Raw genomic sequence first — 18,431 nt, 5'->3', positions numbered from 1 at the left:
GCCTCCTCAGAACAGGATGCTGGTGATCAGCTCCCTCGATTGTTCCGTGTCCAAGGCATCCCGATCCAGCCCATTAAGCGCGTTGGCGTAGGTCTCAAGCGAACCCTTGTCCTCCAAGAAGAGGCCGGTGTTGTGGTTCTCGATGTAGATGACCGGCTCGAACTTCTCGTACATCAGCTGGGTGAAAGAGCTGGCCAACCCGGCGTGTGCGCCGATGGCCGTCGGCACAACCCGGAAGGTGATGTACTGGCGTACCAACATGGTGCGAATGTGAGTTAGCTGCGCCCGCATCACATCTGGTCCACCGACAGGCAGGCGCAGGGCTTGCTCGTGCACGTAGAAGATGAACTCGTGACCAGGCCTCAGGATCATCTGCCGGTCCAGCTTCGTCTGGATGAAAGCGTCGATGTCCGCGGGGTTGAGCCGAGTCGACTTCTCGGCCACAGCACGCATGTAGGCGGCGATCTGCAGCAGACCCGGAACGAGGTTCATCGTCCACACGGAGATCTTGCTGGCGAGGCGTTCCTGCTCGATCAGGCTGCGCAGCCGCTCTGGCACGCCGTCCTCGGGGAAGAGCAGCCAGCCCTTCTCCCGCGACTCGCGGAACAAGGCGACCAACCGCTCGACTTCGGCGGCGGGCGTGCGGCAGTACGACAGCAGCCGCACGAGGTCGAGCTCGGTGACGCCGCCCTTGCCCTGCACCAGATCGGAGATCTTGGCTTCCTGCCAGTCCAACAGCCCGGCCAGTGCCCGCTGGGTCAGACCGCTTTGCTCGATGGCGGCGCGGACGCCGTTGCCGAACTCCCGGCCCACCACGCTTGAGTTGCGCTTCGGCATGGAAAGGAAGCTAGGAGACGAAAACCCTGTCGCTCCAACGTTTCTGCCCGAATCGCCCCGAACGAAGTACGACTTGGAAACGTTCTAACGCGACACGCCGGACTAGCTCGGCGTGCTCGTTACCAGGCTGCTGCTCGGCGTGGCGCTGTTCGTCGTCGGCTGCACCGAGCTGGTCGTGGTCAACGACTTCTCGGTCGACGACGTGGACGACGACTGCGAGGTGCCGGACGACGTCTGCTGCGGCGGCGTGGACGGGTCGGTCTGCGGCGGGTTCGACGGAGGGGTCGACGAGGGCGGGGTCGACGAAGGCGGCGTCGACGACGGCGGGCACGACGTCGACGGGGTCGACGACGGCGGGGTGGACGACGCGGGCGGCGTCGAGGTCGGCGTCGGGCAGTTCGGCGTCGAGGACGGCGGGGTCGAGGACGGCGGCGTGGAGGACGCCGGCGGGTTCGACGTGCCGGAGTTGTCCGGGGGCCTGGTGGCCGGGTCGGTGCCGGGGTTGTTCGGCTTCGGGTTTTGCACGTTGTTGCCGTTGTCCGGCAGCGTGGGCAGGGCGGTGACGTTCTCGCTGTACTGCTTGGCCCACTTGAGGACCGTCTCCACGTACGACGTGGAGTTGTTGTAGCGGAAGACGGCCGCGGCGCGGTCGCGCTGCCTGGTCATGTCGCCGCCGCCCGCGCAGAGGTAGCGGCCAGCGCCCAGGGCGGCGTCGTAGACGTTGTTCGGGTTGACGTTGCCGTCTTCGTTGCCGTCGGCGCCGAAGCTCGCCCAGGTGGCGGGGATGAACTGCATCGGGCCCACCGCGCGGTCCCAGGCGGTGTCGCCGTCGAGGCGGCCGCCGTCGGTGTCGCGGATGGCCGCCATGCCGGGGGCGCCGTTCAGGACCGGGCCGAGGATCTTCGGGGTGGCGTCGCCGACAGCGTTCACGCGGCCGTTGCCGGCGTGGTTGGACTCGACCTTGCCGATGCCCGCGAGCAGCGCCCAGTCGAGCTTGCAGCCGGGGACGAGCTCGGCCATCTTGTCCTCGGCGCGGAGGTAGGCCTCCAGCACGACGCCGGGGATGCCGTAGTCGCCGGGGAAGTCGTCGATCACGCCGGGGTCGTTGTCGAGCAGGTCGTCGTCGTCGAGCTTGCCGTCCTCGAGGTCGGCGAGCAGGGCCGCGCTCAGCTCGTCGGACAGCGGCAGGCGACCGGACGCGCCGAGGTCGGCCGGGTCGTAGCGCAGGGCCCCGAAGACGTCGGCCGGGCCGAGTGAGACAGCGATGTCATTGTGCTTCGACAGGTTGACCCAGTCGACGAGCTTGGTGCCGACGACCAGGGCGGGAGCGAGCATCGCAGCCAGCGCGGCGACGGCGAAGCCCCTTTGCCTGGGGGTCATCGCCACGGGTCCGCGCAGTTTGGCCATTGCCACGAATACTCACCTCTCGTGCGTCATCGCGGCGCGCCGTCCGGTAGTTACGGCGAGCGCCCCCTCGCTGACCCGTTCCACCCTGCCCCAACTCCGAGCCCAGGTGTACCCAAGACGGAGTGAAGCCTACGTTCGGTTCCTTTGACTGTTAACCGACGCAGTCACCAGTTGGCCAGAGCTCCTGCTCCTTCAAGATTGCCAAAGCCTCGTCCCCCATGGGATTGACCCCTGGGCCCTTCGCAAGGGCATGGGCGACGTGCACGTGAAGGCACTTGACCCTGCCCGGCATGCCGCCCGCGGTGACTTGAGTGCCCAGCGACTCGATGGCGTCACGCTCCGCGAGGTACGACTGGTGCGCGCGCAGGTAGGCCGCCCTGAGCTCCTCGTCGGTCTCCAGCCGCTCGGTCTGCTCCTTCATCAGCCCGCCGCTCTCCAGCGTGCTGACCAGGGAGTTCAGCTTCGGGCAGGTCAGGTAGTAGAGCGTCGGGAACGGCGTCCCGTCGGGCAGCCGCGGGGCCGTCTGGACGACGTTCGGGTGCCCGCTCGGGCACCGCGAGGCGATCGCACGTGTCCCGCGCGGCGTGCGGCCGAGCTGCTTGGCGACCGTTTCCAGGTCAGCAGCACTTACTTGTGCGTCACCGATTCCCACAGTTCCTCGTACCAAGACCTTTGTGCCGCGGGCTTGCCCGACGGCCTCTCCGATTCCGTGTTCCGGTTCTCGTCGCCCGGCAGCTGCACGATGTAGGGCGTCTCGCCCGGCCGCACCCAGTGCAACCGCTTGCGCGCCTCGATCTCCACGTACGCCGGGTCGTTCAACTGCGCCTTGCGCTGCTCCAGCGCCGCGACCTGCTCCCGCAGCTTCTGCTGAGCGGCGCCCACGTCGCGCAGTTCGTCGCGCTGCGAGAGGTAGGTCCGCAGCGGGACCGCGATGCTCAACGCCAGTGCGCACAGCACCATCGCGAACATCGCGGCCCGCCGCGTACCCGTCATGCCGAACGCGCCACCCGTGCCGTCACTGCGCCGCGACGGAGCCTTGGGACGCGGTGGCTTCCGAGCGCGCGCGGGCCGCGCCTCCCGCTCTTCGCGGGGGCGGCGGGGACGACGCGCGCGCTCGGCCATGCTCGAAGCTTCTCAGCTCTCCGGCGTGTAACGCGGGAACGCGAGCTCACCGGCGTAGCGCGCCGCGTCACCGAGCGACTCCTCGATGCGCAGCAGCTGGTTGTACTTCGCGGTGCGCTCACCACGGGCAGGGGCACCGGTCTTGATCTGGCCGGCACCGGTCGCGACGGCGAGGTCGGCGATGGTCGTGTCCTCGGTCTCGCCGGAACGGTGCGACATCATCGACTTGTAGCCGTAGGAGGTGGCCAGCGAGACAGCGTCCAGCGTCTCGGACAGCGTGCCGATCTGGTTGACCTTCACCAGCAGCGCGTTGGCGGCGCGGCGGGAGATGCCCTCCTCCAGGCGCTCCGGGTTGGTGACGAACAGGTCGTCGCCGACGATCTGGACCTTCTCGCCCAGCTCGGCGGTCATCTGCACCCAGCCGTCCCAGTCGTCCTCGGACAGCGGGTCCTCGATCGACACCAGCGGGTAGTCGCGGACCAGCTCGGAGTAGTAGCCGATCATCTGCTCGGCGGAGCGCTTGGACTTCTCGAAGGTGTAGGCACCGTCGTTGAAGAACTCGGTGGCGGCCACGTCGAGCGCCAGCGCCACATCACGGCCCGCCCGGTAGCCCGCCTTCTCGATGGCCTCGAGGATCAGGTCGAGCGCGTCGCGGTTGCTGGACAGGGACGGCGCGAAGCCACCCTCGTCGCCCAGGCCGGTCGCGAGGCCCTTGCTCTTCAGCACGGACTTGAGCGCGTGGTAGACCTCGGCGCCCCAGCGCAGACCCTCGCGGAACGTCTCCGCGCCGATCGGCGCGATCATGAACTCCTGGATGTCCACGTCGGTGTCGGCGTGCGCGCCACCGTTGAGGATGTTCAGCATCGGCACCGGCAGCACGTGCGCGTTCGGGCCGCCCACGTACCGGAACAGCTCGAGACCGCTGCTCGTCGCGGCCGCCTTGGCCACCGCGAGGCTGACACCGAGGATCGCGTTGGCGCCCAGGCGCGACTTGTCCGGCGTGCCGTCCAGGTCGACGAGCTTCTGGTCGACGACGCGCTGCTCGACGGCCTCGATGCCGACCAGCTCCGGGCCGATCTCGTCGAGCACCGCGGTGACCGCGCGCTCGACACCCTTGCCCAGGTATCGCTTGGCGTCGCCGTCCCGCAGCTCCACCGCCTCGTGCTCACCGGTCGACGCGCCCGACGGAACGGCCGCACGCTCCAGCGTGCCGTCGTCCAGAGCCACCTCGACCTCGACGGTGGGGTTGCCGCGCGAGTCCAGGATCTCGCGTGCTCCGACCTGCTCGATGACCGCCACTTGCGCTCCCTGTTCGTCCTGCGTCTCGTCTCGCGACGAGCCTACTTGGGCCCTCTGACAGGCAGGTGCTTGACACCGTTCTGGAAGTTGGATCGCAGCCTGTCGACGGGACCATCCAACTGAATCGTGCCAGAAAGGTCCAGGACCGCTTCGAAAATCGCGCGCATCTGGGTCCTGGCCAGCTGCGCACCGAGACAGAAGTGCGGTCCGTGCCCGAAGCTCAGGTGATCGGCTTCGCGCCGCCCGACGTCGAACTTCATCGGTTCTGTGAAAACGCGCTCATCCCGGTTGGCGGACGAGAACCAGACGACGACCTTGTCCCCGGCCTTGATCTTCTGCCCGCTCAGCTCCGTGTCCTGGACCGCTGTGCGCCGGAAGTGCATGACGGGCGTCCACCACCGCAGCATCTCCTCGACGGCGGTCGGCAGCAGCGAGCGATCGTTCCGCAGCCGCTCGTACTGGTCCGGGTGTTCGAGCAGCGCGATCATGCCGCCGGGGATGCCGTTGCGCAGGGTCTCGTTGCCCGCCACCGAGAACAACCAGAAGAGGTTCTCGAACTCCTCGATCGAGATGTCCTCCCGCATGAGGTTGCTGAGGACGTCATCGCCAGGGTGCGCGCGCTTGTACTCCCCCAACGCGTGCGCATACGCGTAGAGGTCCGGCATGCCATCCCGGGCGCGCGGGTCGCGGCCGTCGTCAGGACGGCGTTGGAGCGCCTCCAAGGCCATGTCGGTCATGCCTGCCGTGGAGCTGGACGACAGCGCGTACTCGGAGTCCTGGAAGCCGATCACGCGGTTGCTCCAGTCGTAGAGCAACGCGCGGTCCTGCCGTGGCACGCCGAAGACGTCGGCCAGGGTCAGCAACGGCAGGTCGGCGACGTCAACAGCGAAGTCGCCGGACAGGTTGGCGACGATCTCGCGGGCGTTCGCGCGGATCCCCTCTTCCAGCCGCGCCACGGCCCGAGGGGTGAACGCCCTGGTCAGCATGCGTCGCAACCGGGTGTGCTCCGGCGGGTCCTGGTTGAGCATCATGCGTTGGACGTACTTCAGGTCGTCTGGCTGCGGATCGCGGATCTGCGTCGCGCCGCGGTGCGAGGAGAAGACAGCGGGCGTCTTCAACACCGTCCGGACGTCGTCGTAGCGGAAGACCGCCCAGAAGTCGTCGATGCGCACGACGTTCTTTTCGCGCAGCCGGGTGAGTGCGTCGTGCGGGACACCCGAGGTATACGTGTCCGGGTCGACGATCAGCTCGGCATCGGCAACATGTCCTTCTGGCCGCATAGAACGGGATTCTGACGTGCTCCATGTCGAACGTGGTGGAAACGGACCGCTGCTGGTGCTGCTGCACGGCCTGGGCGCGACCGGCGAGGTGTGGAAGGACGTCGTCGCAGGCTGGCACGGCAGCTGGCTCGTGCCTGATCTGCCTGGTCACGGGCGGTCGGCACCGATCGAGCGCTACTCGTTCGGCTCGCTCGCGGCCGCCGTGGCAACCGTCATCCCGCGCGAGCCGGTCACGATCGTCGGGCACTCGCTGGGCGGCGTGGTCGGGCTGGCGCTGGCGAGCGGGTGGTTCGGCGTCGACGTGACCAGGTGCATCGGTGTGGGCATCAAGGTGCAGTGGAGCGACGAGGAGCTGCAGAAGGCCGCGGCGCTCGCCGCGAAACCGGGCAAGGTCTTCGCCACGAGGGAAGAAGCCGTCGAGCGGGCGTCGAAGATGGCGGGCGTGCCGCTGGAGCACGCTGTGTCCGAAGTGGACGGCGGATGGACGCCGTCGCTGGACATGAGGGCCTTCGGCGTCGGCAGGCCGGACATGCCCGGACTGATCATGGCGTCGAAGGCCCAGGTCGTGCTGGCAGCGGGCGAGAACGACCCGATGAGCCCTCAGGAGCACCTGAAGGAGCTGGTGCCCGAGCCGGTGGTGTTCCCTGGCACGGGCCACAACGTGCACGTCGAGTCGCCCTCGTCCCTCTCCCCGCTGCTGGTTCAGGAAGCCACGTAGCCGCCGTCGGCGGTGATGACGGTGCCGGTGATGTAGCTGGACCTGTCCGACGCGAGGAACAGCACCGCCTCCGCGATCTCCTCCGGCTCGCCGACGCGCTTCAGCGCGGTGAGCTCCGTGATCGCGGTGAACATCTCGCCGGCACCCTCGACCGCGGCGTCGGTGCGGATCGGGCCGGGCGCGATCGAGTTGACCCGGACGCCGGCCTGGCCGAACTCGACGGCCCACGACCTGGTCAGCGCGTCCATTGCGGCCTTGGAGGCGTTGTAGACGGAGCCGATCGGGGTGCCGACCACGGCGGCGATCGACGAGACGTTGACGATCGAGCCCTTGCCCTTGGCCACCATCGCCGGGGCGAGAGCCGCGGTGAGGAAGTAGGTGCCGCGCACGTTGACGTCGAACACCCGCTGGTAGTCCTCGAGCGACTGCTCCGGGGTCGGCGAGAACGGGAAGATGCCCGCGTTGTTCACGAGCACGTCGACCTCGCCGACCTCAGCGGCGAGCTTGCGGACGTCGTCGATGCTCGCGATGTCCGAGACGATGAAGTGGCCCGTGCCGCCGGCCTTCTCGATGAGCTCGACGGTCTCCTTGCCGAGCTCGGCGCGGCGGCCGGTGAAGTAGACCGTCGCGCCCTCCTCGGCGAGCTTCACCGCGATCGCGCGGCCGATTCCCGACGTGGCTCCGGTGACGAGTGCCTTCTGGTTCTCCAAAGTTCGCATGTCTACGAACTTGGCCGCGCCGGATCATTTCGGCATAAATTTCGGATATACACCCAGGTCAGGTCGCGATGGCACCGCCGTCCGCCGTCACGATCGACCCGGTGAGGAAGCTCGACCTCGGCGAGGCGAGGAACAGGACGGCCTCCGCGATCTCCTCCGGCTCACCCGCGCGGCCGAGCGGGGTCGGCGCGACGATGTGCTCGATGGCGTCGCCGAGATTCTCCTCGACCTTCTCGGTGCGGGTGAGGCCGGGCGCGACGGAGTTGACCCGGATGCCGTGACCACCGAACTCGACGGCCCAGCTCAGCGTCAACGAGTCGAGCGCGGCCTTCGACGCGCCGTAGACCGACATGATCGGCGTGCCGGTCCGCGCGGTGACCGACGAGATGTTGACGATGCTGCCGCCGCCCTTCGCGATCATCTTCGGCAGCAGGGCGGCGGTGAGGAAGTACGGCCCGCGCACGTTGACGTTGAAGACCTGCTCGTAGGTCTCGACGTCCTGCTCGAGCGTCGGCCCGAACGGGAAGATGCCCGCGTTGTTGACCAGCACGTCGACCTCGCCGACCTCGTCGGCGAGCCTGCGCACGTCGTCGAGGTCACCGAGGTCGGCGACGACGTGCTGCGTGCCGCCGAGCGCGCGCCGCCCCGTGGTGATGACGGTCGCGCCCGCCTCGGTCAGTTTCCGCGCCACCGCACGGCCGATGCCGGACGTCGCGCCGGTGACGAGCGCTCGTTGTCCCTGGAGTTCCATGGCCCCGACGGTTCCGGCGGTCCGTCGTCAGGCCGTAAATCCGGAGTGAATCAGCTGGTCAGCGCTGGTGACCGGATGCCGAAGTAGATGCGCACGAAGTGCGGCAGCCGATAGCGGCCGAGCACGAGCGGTTCGATCAGGTGCACGTCCGCGAGCGACTCCAGCACCATCTCGATCGCGCCGGGATCAGCCCCGGACATCTCCGCGGCCTCGTGGATGTCGATCACGTCGGTGTCCCGCCGGGCGAAGCACATGAGCACGTGGCGTTCCTCGTCGGACAGGTCCTTCTCGGCGGAGATCAACGGGGCGAGCGTCGCGGCGCAGTCGACCGGAACCGCGTTGCCGAGCTTGGTGTCCCGCTCCATCTGCTCCAGCAGCATCCCGATCGTCCAGTGCTGCCGTGCGCGAAGCTTGCCGCCGATCACGCGGATGGGGGTCGGCAGCCGCGACACGCGTTCCAGCAGCACCTCGGCGTTCTCCGGTTCCGCGTCGATCCGGCCGCGGTCGAAGACCTTGCCGAAGAACTCCCGCGCGGCCTGCTCGGTCAGCCCGGCGATCTTCACCCAGGTCACCCCCGGCAGCTCGTTCAACTGCCGGACGCTGGTGAGGACGAGCGCCGAACCGGGCGTGCCGAGATCCTTGACCGACGCCGCGTCCCGCACGTCGTCGATGACGATCAGGAACCGCTTGCCGCGCGCCTTCTCCCGCCAGAGCGCGGCCTTGTCCCCGCTGGGGTTCTCCACCCCGACCGCGCGCAGCAGTTCGTTGGCGACGTCGTGCGACCGGACGAAGATCTGGCCGTCCGGAAACCGCTTCTTGGCCAGATGACCGACCCTGGTGGCCAGCGCGGTCTTGCCGCTGCCGCGCATCCCGGTGATGCCGACCGTGCCGGGAAGCGCGTCGAGAATCCGCGCGATCTCGGCGTCGCGACCGGTGAAGTCGGGGAGGTCCGGCGGCAGCTGCTCCGGCCGGCGAGGCAGGTGGAGGTCGCCCTTGAGGATCTGCGCGTGCACCTTGCGCAGCTCGGGCCCCGGTTCGATGCCGAGCTCCTCGTTCAGCAGAGCGCGCGCCTGATGGAAGTGGTCCAAGGCCTCCGCCTGCCTGCCCTCCCGGAAGAGGGCGTACATCAACAACGCGCGAGGCCGTTCGCGAAGTGGATGCGCGGCAACGTGTTTCTGCAACTCCAGGACGTCCAGCTCCCGTTCGAGCCAGTCCTCCCGAGCCTTGAGCCGGTGCTCGCCGAGCCGGACGCGCTGCGCGTCGAAGTAGGAACCTTGGAGCCCCTCCAAGGGCTCGCCGCGGCAGTCGTCGACAATCTCGGCCCTGACCGTGTACCCGCCGTCCTTGGACCTGAGGTCCAGCTCGGGGAGGGCCTTGCGGATCTTGTACATGTAGGTCCTGAGCGCCATGACCGCACTGGGCGTCGGATCGTCCCAGACCATGCCGATCAGCTGCTCTTTGCTCAGCCGGATGCCGTTGTTCAGCAGCAACGCCGCCAGCACCGCGCGTTGCTGGCGCGGCCCCAGATCGATCTCCTCGTCGTCTCGCCAGGCTCGTACCGGACCCATCAGTGAGAAGCGCAGGCTCATGCAACAGCACAACGCCCGCGAGCATTCCCCGCTTCCCAAGGAACGAGTATTATGAACGTAGGCTCGTAGCCTACGGAGGTCGTAGTGAAGGGTCATGTCACCATTCCGACCGCTCTCGCCAAGAGGGCGAACAAGGTGGTGCGCCCCAGGGATGCCGCCGACGTCTACGCCCATCCCCGCAGCGAGTTCGAACGGCTGCTCGAACAGGCCGTGCTCCGCCGCATCAGCACCGGCTACTACGCGCTGGCGCCGATGGAGCGGCTGGGTGACCCTCGCTGGCGCCCGGACCTCGCGGCAGCGGCACTCGGCATCGCCCAGGCCGACTACGGCAGAGACGCGGTAGCGCTCATGAGCGTCACAGCCGCACGGCGCCACGGCGCTCTGCCGCGGGCCATCGGCACCGCGGTCGTGGCCGTGCCCAAGCAGCGGCCCCAGCTGCACACCGACCTGGGTGAGATCGTCTTCGTCAAGCGCGACGTGGGACGCCTTGACCTCGAACGCGTGGAAACCGAACTCACGACGGGCTGGATGACCACGCCGGAGCAGACGGCCCTCGACATCGCCGCCCGGCCGCGGCTCGGCGGCATCGAGGAAGCCGACGCCGGGCCGATCCTGCGAGCGCTGGCCCGCAGGATCGACTGGGCGGTTACCGAGGAACTCGCACGCGAGCAGCACAGGCCAGGAGCGTTGGCTCGAGTGAGGAAAGAGGCAGCAGGTGCTTGAGCACGACGAGCTCGTCGCGGTGGCCGAGGAGTTCGGAGTCGCCGAAGACCAGGTCCGGCGAGACCATCTGATCAGCCACGTGCTGGCAGCCTTGCCCGAGATCGCGCCCGAGGTCTTGTTCGTCGGCGGCACCGCGCTGGCCAGGACACATCTCTCAGACCCGGCGGCAGGCGGCAGGTTGTCCGAGGACGTCGACCTGTGGGCGCCTGAACGCGATGCCGTGGCCACCGCGCTCGACGAGCGGCTGCCACGACGACTGCGCAGAGAGTTTCCCGGAACGACCTGGGATCCTCCCCTGCGATCCACGAAGTCGGTCGAACCCGGCCTGCTCGTCACCACCACGGATCTCCGCGTCCGCGTTCAACTTCTCGACCACGAGGACTGGGCGCGGTGGCCGAGCGAGGCCGTCCGGATCGAAACCCGATACAGCGATGTCACGCGAGAGGTCGTGCTCAGAGTTCCGACGTTGCCCGCTTTCGCGGCGATGAAGACTCTTGCCTGGGCAGACCGTCACGCGGCACGAGACCTGTACGACCTCGCACACCTGGCCGAACTCGGTGCGCTGACACAGGAAGCGGCCGACCTGGTCCGCGAAGCAACGGGTGCTTCGGTGCAGAAGTACGAATTCACGTCGCTTCCCACCGGACTCGAGTGGCAGTCGCAGCTGGCCCACCAGACCCGCGAACTTCCCGAGCCGCAACGATGCCTGGACGTGGTCCGAAATGCCTACGGCGAGGTACTCGGCTGGTAGGCACATCACGGTTGCGTCGGCAACGGCCGCGGCTCGATCACCTGCTTCATCACGATCGTCGACGTCAGCCCGCGCACCCCTGGCAGCTTCGCCAGCGTCTCCTCGTACAACCGCTGGTAGGACGCGAGATCGGCGGTGACCACCCGCAGCAGGTAGTCGGGGCTGCCGAACAACCGCTGCGCCTCCACCACGTTCGGCACCTCGGCCAGCGCGCGGTCGAAGTCCGCCATCGTGTCCAGCCGCAGCTTCGCGAAGACCAGCGCCTCGAACCCGAACCCGAGCGCGGCGGCGTCCACGACGGCGCGGTAGCCGCGGATCACGCCCGCCTTCTCCAGGTCGCGCAACCGGCGCTGGCAGCGGGAGATGCTCAGCTGCACGCGGCCGGCCAGCTCCGTGACGGTCAGCCGGCCGTCCGCCTGCACCTCGGCAAGAATTTTGCGGTCCAGAGCGTCCATGCCGCAAAGAATCGCAAACACTTCCTCGGCCAAGAAGCTTAGGTTTGCCCCATGAACCCGTTACGTCAGCTCACTCTGGAGCAGCTGAGGCAACGCACGAGCATGAAGTGGCGGTACTACCCCGAGGACGTGCTGCCGCTGTGGATCGCCGAGATGGACGTCCTCCTGGCCGAACCGGTCGCGCGGGCCATCACCGACGCGGTCGCGCGCGGCGACACCGGCTACCCCAGCGGCACCGCGTACGCCGAAGCTCTCGCCGAGTTCGCGAAGAAGCGGTGGAACTGGGAGCCGGCCGTGGACCGGATGGCGATCGTGCCCGACGTGATGACGGGCGTCGCCGAGATGTTCCGGCTGGTGTCCCGCCGGGATGCGCCCGTCGTGGTCAACTGTCCCGTCTACCCGCCGTTCTACGAGGTCGTCGAGACGCTGGGGCGGACCGTGGTCGAGGCGCCGCTCAGCGCCTCCTCGCGGCTCGACTTCGCCGCGCTGGAGGAGGCGTTCACGCGGGCGGGCCGCGGTGCGGTGTACCTGCTGTGCAACCCGCACAACCCGACCGGCACCGTCCACAGCGCGGCTGAGCTCGAACAGGTCGCCGAACTGGCGCGCAGGCACGGAATCCGGGTCGTGGCGGACGAGATCCACGCGCCTCTCACGACCGCCGGCTTCGTGCCGTACCTCAGCGTCGCGGACGACGACGGCCTGTCGCTGACCTCGGCCTCCAAAGCGTGGAACCTCGCCGGTCTCAAGGCCGCCCTCGCGATCGCGGGCCCGGCCGCCGCCGACGATCTCGCGCGCCTTCCGGAAGAAGCGCGCTACAGCGCGAGCCATGTCGGAGTTCTCGCGCACACCGCGGCGCTGCGGGATGGCGTCGAATGGCTGGACGCCCTGCTGGAAGGGCTCGACGAGAACCGGAGGTTGCTCGCCGGCCTCCTGGCCGAACAGCTCCCGGCGGTCCGCTACCAACCGGGTCAGGCCACCTACCTCGCCTGGCTCGACTGCCGCGACCTCGGGCTCGGCGACAACCCGGCCAAGACGTTCCTGAAGCGCGGCAAGGTCGCGCTGAGCTCGGGAATCCCGTTCGGCACCGGCGGTGCGGGGTTCGCGCGGATGAACCTCGCGACCTCGCCGGAGATCATCACCGAGGCGGTCCGCAGGATGGCCGTGGCCTGGCACGAAAGCTCGTCCTGAGCACCGCTGACTGGTACGCCTGGAGACCGTGAGGATCAAACCCGGCTTCGCGGCGGGCACCGTGCTGGTCTGGGCCTCCGGTTATCCGGTGGGCGCGCTCGCCGTGGCCGTGGCTCCCCCGTTCCTGATGACCACGATCCGCTTCGCCCTCGCGGCAACGCTCATGGCTCTCGTGGCGATGGTGACGAGCGCACGCTGGCCTCGTGGGTGGGCGCTCGTGCACACGTGCGTGGCGGGGTTGCTGGTGCAGGCGTGCCAGTTCTCGGGCGTCTATCTCGGGCTGCGGCTGGGTGTGCCCGCGTCGGTGACGGCGTTGGTGATCTCGTGCACGCCGGTGCTCACCGCCGTTGTGGCTGCCAGGGTGTTCCGTGTCCGAATTGGACTGACGCGGCTCGCGGGCCTGGTGCTCGGAGTCGCCGCCGTGCTGGCCGCGTTGTCGGACCGGCTGGGGTCGTTCGGGTTCGGCGCGGTGTTCACCGTGCTGGGCATGCTGGGATTCGTCGCGGGCGGCGTCTACCAGCAGAAGTTCTGCCGGGACACGGACTTCCGCAGCGGCAACGCCGTGCAGCACGCCGTGTCGGTGCCCGTGGTCGGGTTGCTGGCGCTCACCGAGAACGCCGGCGTGACGGACTGGCGGCAGTTCTGGCTGACCGTCACGTTCCTGGTGCTGGTGAACTCGATGGGCGGTGCGTCGCTGTTCCTGGTCGGCGTGCGCAACGGGGGCGCGGCGGCGATGACCACGCTGTCCTCTGTGGTGCCGTCGGTGACGGCGTTGATCGCGTGGCCGTTGCTGGGACAGGTGCCGACGGCGGGCGTCGGGGCCGGACTGGTGCTCGGGTTCGGGGCCTGCTGGCTCGGGGCGGCCACTCCAAAGAGTTCTGTCGCCCGGACGGCAGTCGAAGAACCGCGGATCGGTGGGTAACGTTGATCGAATGACGGACAGCACCTTCGAGGCGTTCCGGAAGGCGGAGGCGTTGCTCGCACAGCGCCGGCCTCTCGACGCGCTGCGCGAACTACAGCAGGTGCTGGACGAGGCCGGGGAGGCGCCGTCCGTTCAGCTGCTCGCCGGTCGGGCCTATCTCGGATCCGCGCAGCTCAACAGGGCTGAACAGGCGTTCAGGAAGGTGCTCGACCTCGATCCGAGCGACCACTACGCGCGGTTCGCGCTCGGCAAGACGCTGCAGCGGCTCGGGCGCCTCGCCGAGGCGCTCGCCCAGTTGCGGATGGCGGTCGCGATGAACCCGTCACCCGAGTACCAGGAAGCGCTCGGCGAGGTCAAAGCCCGGATGGCTCTGGGAAGCTGATCACCGGAAGAGGGTGTCGCCCCAGAACCCTCCCTCCTTCACGCCCGGCGGCACCGCGAAGTGCCCCGAGCCCGTGTGTTCGACGTACTCCATCATCTCGTCCTTAGTGGACAGAGCCTGCTGCATCGGCACGAACTGCTTGCGCGTGTCGCGGTTGAACGCCACGAAGAACAGGCCGGCGTCGAGGTGGCCGAGGCCGTCCGAGCCGTCGGTGAAGTTGTAGCCGCGGCGCAGGATTCGCGCCCCGTTCAACGACTCCGGCGACGCGAGGCGGATGTGCGAGACCTCGCCGATCAACGGCACTCCGCCCGCGCCCCTGACGTGCAGGTCGGGCTCGTCGAACTCCTTCTGCTGCCCGAGCGGCGCGCCCTCGCCCTTGGTGCGGCCGATGATCTGCTCCTGCTCGGCGAGCGACGTGCGGTCCCAGATCTCGATGTGCATGCGGATCCGGCGCGTCACCAGGTACGTGCCGCCGACGAGCCAGTCCGGCCCGTCCTCCTTCGAGACCCAGACGTGCTCCTTGAGCAGTTCGGTGTCCTCGGCCTTGATGTTGCGCGTGCCGTCCTTGAACCCGAACAGGTTGCGCGGCGTCGCCTGCGAGCGCGTCGTCGACGACGTTCGGCCGAACCCGAGCTGCGACCAGCGGACCGCGACCCGGCCGAAGCCGATGCGGACCAGGTTGCGGATCGCGTGCACCGCGACCTGCGGGTCGTTCGCACAGGCCTGGAGGCAGATGTCCCCGTTGCTGCGCGCGGGGTCCAGGTCGTCCTGCGGGAAGCGCGGCAGGTCGATCAACCGCTCCGGCCGCTTGTCCTTCAGCCCGAACCTGTCGTCGAACAACGACGGCCCGAAGCCGATCGTGATCGTCAGCGCGGACGCGGGCAGGTCGAGCGCCTCACCGGTGTCCTTGGGCGGCGCCTCGGCGTTGCCACCGACGGCACCGTTCTCCGCGGCCTCCTGGCCGGCGGTCATCCGTTCCGCGGCCACCGTCCACTGCTTGAGCAGGTCGATCAGCTCGTCGCGGCTGGTCGTCTTCACGTCCAGCGCGACGAAGTGCATGTGGTCCTGCGCGGGCGTGGTGATGCCCGCCTGGACGTCACCGCGGAACGGAACCTTGGCGGCGGCGACGTTCTCGACCTCGGGAGACTCCTTGGTCGCGAGCACCCCCGCGGTGGCGCCGGCACCCGCGAGCGCCACACCGGCGCCCGCGTACCCCAGCAGCCTGCGCCGCGACATCCCGCTCACTTGGCAGACACCACTTCCGCGACCTTGCTGACCGGCTCGCCGAGCGCGTCGACGGCCTCGGCCAGCGCCTTGACCTCGTCCTTGGACAGCTCGGTGTAGAGCTTGAAGCCGTCACCCTTGCGGTGCTTCTCGAGCGCCTCGTCGAGAGCCTTGAACTTGGCGTCCAGAGTGGACACGAGCGCCTTGTCCTTCTGCTCCACGACCGGCCGCAGCGCCGCGATGGCCGCCTGCGAACCGTCCACATTGGCCCGGAAGTCCCACAGGTCGGTGTGCGAGTAGCGGTCCTCCTCACCGGTGATCTTGCCGGTGGCGACCTCGTCGAGCAGTTCCTTGGCACCGTTGGCCAGCTGCACCGGGGTCAGCTCGACCGACTTCGCCTTGGCGACGATCTCCTTGACGTCGACGAGGAGCTGATCCGCGATCTTCTCGGAGTCGGCCTGCAGCCCGGACTCCCACAGGTCCTTCTCGAGGCGGTGGTAGCCGGTGAACGCCATGCCCTCCTCGATGACGTCCTCGCGGCCGTCGATCTTGGGGTCGAGGTCGCCGAAGCTCTCCGCGACGGGCTCGATGCGCTCCCAGTAGATCCGCGACACGGGGAAGAGCGCCTTGGCGTCGTCGACCTTCTTGGCCTTGACGGCGTTGACGAACTCCTCGGTCTTCACCAGCAGCTGGTCGGCCTGCGAGTTGACGTAGCGCTGGTAGCTCTTGGTCGCCTCCGCCAGCAGCGCGTCGCCCTCGGTCGACTTCTTGCTGTCACCCTTGACCGTGAAGTCGCCGCGGATGCCGTCGCCCTTCATGCCGGGCTTGCAGGCGGTCTGGAACTTGCCCGCCTCCGTCACCTCGACGATCAGCTTGCGCGTGAGGCCGGGCCCGATGTTCTCGACCTCGCCGAGGATCCGGTCGCCCTCCGCGTAGAGGTAGAACTCCGTCACCTTGGTGCCCTTGTTGGTCACCTCGAACGTGACGTTGCCGGTGCTCGCCTCGGTCTTGGCGACCTTGCACGCGTCGTCGCTCGCCTCGACGGCGATGGCACCACTCGCGCTGTTCGTGGTGTTGCTGCTACACGCCGCCAGCACCGCGAGCGAGCCGAGAATCACTACTGCCTTGCGCACGGTCACTACTCCATTGATCAGTTGGGCACGGCGGCGCGGCGGCGCGGCCGGACGAGGAACACGGACAGGACAACCCCCACGTAGGCGACCCACGCGATGGCCTGCAGCACGGACGTGCGCTGCGAGTAGTTGAAGAACCCCTTGAGCAGCGCGCCGTACCAGGAGTCCTCGGGCACGGTGTCGCTGATGTCGAACGCGAGCGTGTCGAGCCCCGGCAGGATCGCGGCCTCCTGCAGGTCGTGAATGCCGTAGCTCAGCACCCCGGCCGCCACGAACACGAGCAGCACACCCGTGACCGTGAAGAACTTCCCGAGATCGAACCGGATCGCCCCCTGGTACAGCAGCGCCGCGATCACCACGGCCACCGCGATCCCTGCCAGGAACCCGAGCAGCGGCTCCGTGGTCCCCCCGCCCGCGGCCTGCACGCTGGAATAGAAGAAGACGGCGGTCTCGAGCCCTTCCCGACCAACGGACAAAAGGGACACAACGATGATCGCAAGCGGCCCGATTTTGAGCGCTTCGTCCATTTTCCCGCGCAGGTCGGCCGCGATCGTCTTGGCCGCCTTGCGCATCCAGAAGATCATTCCGGTGACGAACGCGACGGCAATGATCGACATGATCCCGCCGAACGCTTCCTGCTGCTCGAACGACATCCCGGCAGCACTGAAGGTGATGATCGCCCCAGCCGCTACGGAGAGTGCCACAGCGGTCGCAACACCGACCCAAACCCACTTGAGCGCGTACCTTCTGTCCGTTTTCACGAGGAATGCGATCAGGATGCTCACCACGAGCGCGGCCTCCAGGCCTTCCCGCAGCCCGATCAAGCCATTGCTGAACAACATCCCGACGCCTCCGTGAATTAGGTCGGCCTCATTTAAGGTAAGCCTCACCTGAATGTCCAGCCGCCATCGGTGCCGGTTTCATCACTGTTCACCCGTTCGCCGCTCTCGCGAACCACGTAGCCTGGGTTCCGTGGTCCCGCCGCAGCCGCCAAAAGACCCAGCCCGCCGCCCCAACTACGGCAACATCTTCGGCCGCCTGGTCCTGGTGCTGCTGCTGATCGTCGTAGTGGCCGCCGCAGCCTGGGGCCTGGGCGCCCTGAACCGCCGCGACGCGGCCCCGCTGGGCCCACCCCCGTTCCTGGTCCCGATCCAGGAGGTGGAACCAGGCGCCGCCGCCCCCGGCAACGCCTCAGCCCCGGGCAACACCACCACCACGGACACCAACCCGTTGTCCGAGTGGGCAACCCGCGTGGCGTCGAAAACCGACATCCCAGTCCGCGCCCTGCACGCCTACGCCGCAGCCGACCTGGCCATGCAACGCGAGGCCCCAGCCTGCCGCATCTCCTGGGCCACCCTGGCGGGCATCGGCCGAGTCGAATCCCGCCACGGCAGCATCAACGGCTCCCGCCTCCAGGAAAACGGCCTCCCAACCCGCCCGATCATCGGCGTCCCCCTGAACGGCGCCCCAGGAGTCCGAGCCATCCGCGACACCGACGGCGGCCGCCTGGACGGCGACCCGACCTGGGACCGAGCCGTGGGCCCGATGCAGTTCATCCCAGGCACCTGGAACCGCTGGGCCAAGCGCGCGGCCAACGACGGCCTCCCCGCAGACCCGCAGAACATCGACGACGCGGCCCTCACCGCCGCGCGCTACCTCTGCGCAGGCGGCGCACGGGACCTGGGCACGGGCCAGGGCTGGTGGGCAGCGGTGATGGCCTACAACAACTCCGTGGAGTACGGCCAAAACGTGTTCAGCGGCGCCGACGCCTACGCACGGGCAAGCGCCACCCAGTAACCGCCTCCGCCCCCCGGCCCCGGCCCCAGGCGGATGTCTCGCGAAGGCGAAGCCAAGCGGCGAGGCCGGAGGCGAGCCCAAGCGATGGCGCAGCCGAGCAGTCCTTGGCATACCGGGCTGGTGGGGTGGGTCCC

The 18,431-nt window shown here is 68.5% G+C and carries 20 protein-coding genes; 7 read left to right on the top strand and 13 right to left on the bottom strand.

Going from position 1 to position 18,431, the window contains the following annotated elements; translation table 11 throughout:
- Positions 1-6 precede the first annotated feature (6 nt).
- The 6 genes from IEZ09_RS34320 to IEZ09_RS34295 form a co-directional block, all read right to left on the bottom strand.
- Positions 7-837, bottom strand: coding sequence for a helix-turn-helix domain-containing protein (locus IEZ09_RS34320; RefSeq protein WP_189257968.1), 831 nt, complete (start codon positions 835-837; stop codon positions 7-9).
- A 102-nt stretch (positions 838-939) separates the two neighbouring features.
- Complete coding sequence (locus IEZ09_RS34315) at positions 940-2,244, bottom strand: lytic transglycosylase domain-containing protein (protein WP_229813231.1); 1,305 nt, start codon at positions 2,242-2,244, stop codon at positions 940-942.
- Between the two features lie 151 nt (positions 2,245-2,395).
- Positions 2,396-2,896: a DUF501 domain-containing protein gene (locus IEZ09_RS34310; RefSeq protein ID WP_229813220.1), complete on the bottom strand. Its 501-nt coding sequence runs from the start codon at positions 2,894-2,896 to the stop codon at positions 2,396-2,398.
- Positions 2,872-3,366: an FtsB family cell division protein gene (locus tag IEZ09_RS34305; RefSeq protein WP_229813219.1), complete on the bottom strand. Its 495-nt coding sequence runs from the start codon at positions 3,364-3,366 to the stop codon at positions 2,872-2,874. The genes IEZ09_RS34310 and IEZ09_RS34305 overlap by 25 nt, the downstream gene beginning before the upstream one ends.
- A gap of 12 nt (positions 3,367-3,378) precedes the next feature.
- Positions 3,379-4,665 (bottom strand): phosphopyruvate hydratase, encoded by a 1,287-nt coding sequence (gene eno / locus IEZ09_RS34300; protein WP_189257967.1) that lies wholly within the window; start codon positions 4,663-4,665, stop codon positions 3,379-3,381.
- 41 nt (positions 4,666-4,706) lie between these two features.
- On the bottom strand, positions 4,707-5,945 hold the full coding sequence (locus tag IEZ09_RS34295) for a cytochrome P450 (RefSeq protein ID WP_189257966.1): 1,239 nt from the start codon (positions 5,943-5,945) through the stop codon (positions 4,707-4,709).
- Between the two features lie 16 nt (positions 5,946-5,961).
- On the opposite strand from IEZ09_RS34295, the gene IEZ09_RS34290 reads away from it, so the two are divergent.
- Positions 5,962-6,663 carry an alpha/beta fold hydrolase gene (locus IEZ09_RS34290; RefSeq protein ID WP_229813218.1) on the top strand — a complete coding sequence of 234 codons (702 nt, stop codon included), beginning with the start codon at positions 5,962-5,964 and terminating at the stop codon, positions 6,661-6,663.
- Here the strand turns inward: IEZ09_RS34290 and IEZ09_RS34285 are convergent.
- Genes IEZ09_RS34285 through IEZ09_RS34275 form a run of 3 tightly spaced genes read right to left on the bottom strand, consistent with a single transcriptional unit; the run spans position 6,648 to position 9,701 of the window.
- On the bottom strand, positions 6,648-7,382 hold the full coding sequence (locus IEZ09_RS34285; RefSeq protein ID WP_189257964.1) for an SDR family NAD(P)-dependent oxidoreductase: 735 nt from the start codon (positions 7,380-7,382) through the stop codon (positions 6,648-6,650). The two genes, IEZ09_RS34290 and IEZ09_RS34285, sit on opposite strands and share 16 nt — an antisense overlap.
- Before the next feature lie 58 nt (positions 7,383-7,440).
- Positions 7,441-8,133 (bottom strand): SDR family NAD(P)-dependent oxidoreductase, encoded by a 693-nt coding sequence (locus IEZ09_RS34280; RefSeq protein ID WP_189257963.1) that lies wholly within the window; start codon positions 8,131-8,133, stop codon positions 7,441-7,443.
- A gap of 50 nt (positions 8,134-8,183) precedes the next feature.
- On the bottom strand, positions 8,184-9,701 hold the full coding sequence (locus IEZ09_RS34275) for an AfsR/SARP family transcriptional regulator (RefSeq protein WP_189257962.1): 1,518 nt from the start codon (positions 9,699-9,701) through the stop codon (positions 8,184-8,186).
- 105 nt (positions 9,702-9,806) lie between these two features.
- On the opposite strand from IEZ09_RS34275, the gene IEZ09_RS34270 reads away from it, so the two are divergent.
- The gene (locus IEZ09_RS34270) at positions 9,807-10,445 is read left to right on the top strand and encodes a type IV toxin-antitoxin system AbiEi family antitoxin (RefSeq protein ID WP_229813217.1); all 639 of its coding nucleotides are present in this window, start codon (positions 9,807-9,809) and stop codon (positions 10,443-10,445) included.
- Entirely contained in the window at positions 10,438-11,196 is a 759-nt protein-coding gene (locus tag IEZ09_RS34265) for a nucleotidyl transferase AbiEii/AbiGii toxin family protein (protein ID WP_229813216.1), read from the top strand. Before IEZ09_RS34270 ends, IEZ09_RS34265 begins: the two co-directional genes overlap by 8 nt.
- Before the next feature lie 5 nt (positions 11,197-11,201).
- Here IEZ09_RS34265 and IEZ09_RS34260 read toward each other — a convergent pair whose 3' ends face one another.
- Positions 11,202-11,651, bottom strand: coding sequence for an Lrp/AsnC family transcriptional regulator (locus IEZ09_RS34260; protein ID WP_189257961.1), 450 nt, complete (start codon positions 11,649-11,651; stop codon positions 11,202-11,204).
- Between the two features lie 51 nt (positions 11,652-11,702).
- Here IEZ09_RS34260 and IEZ09_RS34255 point away from each other — a divergent pair, with 51 nt between their 5' ends.
- Genes IEZ09_RS34255 through IEZ09_RS34245 form a run of 3 tightly spaced genes read left to right on the top strand, consistent with a single transcriptional unit; the run spans position 11,703 to position 14,143 of the window.
- Positions 11,703-12,839: a MalY/PatB family protein gene (locus tag IEZ09_RS34255; RefSeq protein ID WP_189257960.1), complete on the top strand. Its 1,137-nt coding sequence runs from the start codon at positions 11,703-11,705 to the stop codon at positions 12,837-12,839.
- A 28-nt stretch (positions 12,840-12,867) separates the two neighbouring features.
- On the top strand, positions 12,868-13,761 hold the full coding sequence (locus IEZ09_RS34250) for a DMT family transporter (RefSeq protein WP_189257959.1): 894 nt from the start codon (positions 12,868-12,870) through the stop codon (positions 13,759-13,761).
- A 10-nt stretch (positions 13,762-13,771) separates the two neighbouring features.
- On the top strand, positions 13,772-14,143 hold the full coding sequence (locus tag IEZ09_RS34245; RefSeq protein ID WP_189257958.1) for a tetratricopeptide repeat protein: 372 nt from the start codon (positions 13,772-13,774) through the stop codon (positions 14,141-14,143).
- Here the strand turns inward: IEZ09_RS34245 and efeB are convergent, their stop codons facing one another.
- Genes efeB through efeU form a run of 3 tightly spaced genes read right to left on the bottom strand, consistent with a single transcriptional unit; the run spans position 14,144 to position 17,342 of the window.
- A complete protein-coding gene (efeB, locus tag IEZ09_RS34240; RefSeq protein ID WP_189258024.1) occupies positions 14,144-15,379 on the bottom strand; it encodes an iron uptake transporter deferrochelatase/peroxidase subunit in 1,236 nt (411 codons plus the stop codon).
- Positions 15,380-15,384: 5 nt separating this feature from the next.
- A complete protein-coding gene (gene efeO, locus IEZ09_RS34235) occupies positions 15,385-16,506 on the bottom strand; it encodes an iron uptake system protein EfeO (protein WP_189257957.1) in 1,122 nt (373 codons plus the stop codon).
- Positions 16,507-16,517: 11 nt separating this feature from the next.
- On the bottom strand, positions 16,518-17,342 hold the full coding sequence (gene efeU, locus IEZ09_RS34230) for an iron uptake transporter permease EfeU (RefSeq protein ID WP_189257956.1): 825 nt from the start codon (positions 17,340-17,342) through the stop codon (positions 16,518-16,520).
- 130 nt (positions 17,343-17,472) lie between these two features.
- On the opposite strand from efeU, the gene IEZ09_RS34225 reads away from it, so the two are divergent.
- On the top strand, positions 17,473-18,297 hold the full coding sequence (locus IEZ09_RS34225) for a lytic transglycosylase domain-containing protein (protein ID WP_189257955.1): 825 nt from the start codon (positions 17,473-17,475) through the stop codon (positions 18,295-18,297).
- Positions 18,298-18,431: the final 134 nt, after the last annotated feature.

This window comes from Lentzea flava, assembly GCF_014648475.1.
GTDB lineage: Bacteria > Actinomycetota > Actinomycetes > Mycobacteriales > Pseudonocardiaceae > Lentzea > Lentzea flava.
This window is presented reverse-complemented; position numbering and strand designations above follow the sequence as displayed.

Bases quoted from the DNA above. Each gene is read 5' to 3' on its own strand.
- IEZ09_RS34320 (WP_189257968.1), bottom strand. From the start codon at position 837: ATGCCGAAGCGCAACTCAAGCGTGGTGGGCCGGGAGTTCGGCAACGGC.
- IEZ09_RS34315 (WP_229813231.1), bottom strand. From the start codon at position 2,244: ATGGCCAAACTGCGCGGACCCGTGGCGATGACCCCCAGGCAAAGGGGC.
- IEZ09_RS34305 (WP_229813219.1), bottom strand. From the start codon at position 3,366: ATGGCCGAGCGCGCGCGTCGTCCCCGCCGCCCCCGCGAAGAGCGGGAG.
- IEZ09_RS34295 (WP_189257966.1), bottom strand. From the start codon at position 5,945: ATGCGGCCAGAAGGACATGTTGCCGATGCCGAGCTGATCGTCGACCCG.
- IEZ09_RS34285 (WP_189257964.1), bottom strand. From the start codon at position 7,382: ATGCGAACTTTGGAGAACCAGAAGGCACTCGTCACCGGAGCCACGTCG.
- IEZ09_RS34280 (WP_189257963.1), bottom strand. From the start codon at position 8,133: ATGGAACTCCAGGGACAACGAGCGCTCGTCACCGGCGCGACGTCCGGC.
- IEZ09_RS34275 (WP_189257962.1), bottom strand. From the start codon at position 9,701: ATGGGTCCGGTACGAGCCTGGCGAGACGACGAGGAGATCGATCTGGGG.
- IEZ09_RS34260 (WP_189257961.1), bottom strand. From the start codon at position 11,651: ATGGACGCTCTGGACCGCAAAATTCTTGCCGAGGTGCAGGCGGACGGC.
- IEZ09_RS34255 (WP_189257960.1), top strand. From the start codon at position 11,703: ATGAACCCGTTACGTCAGCTCACTCTGGAGCAGCTGAGGCAACGCACG.
- IEZ09_RS34245 (WP_189257958.1), top strand. From the start codon at position 13,772: ATGACGGACAGCACCTTCGAGGCGTTCCGGAAGGCGGAGGCGTTGCTC.
- efeB (WP_189258024.1), bottom strand. From the start codon at position 15,379: ATGTCGCGGCGCAGGCTGCTGGGGTACGCGGGCGCCGGTGTGGCGCTC.
- efeU (WP_189257956.1), bottom strand. From the start codon at position 17,342: ATGTTGTTCAGCAATGGCTTGATCGGGCTGCGGGAAGGCCTGGAGGCC.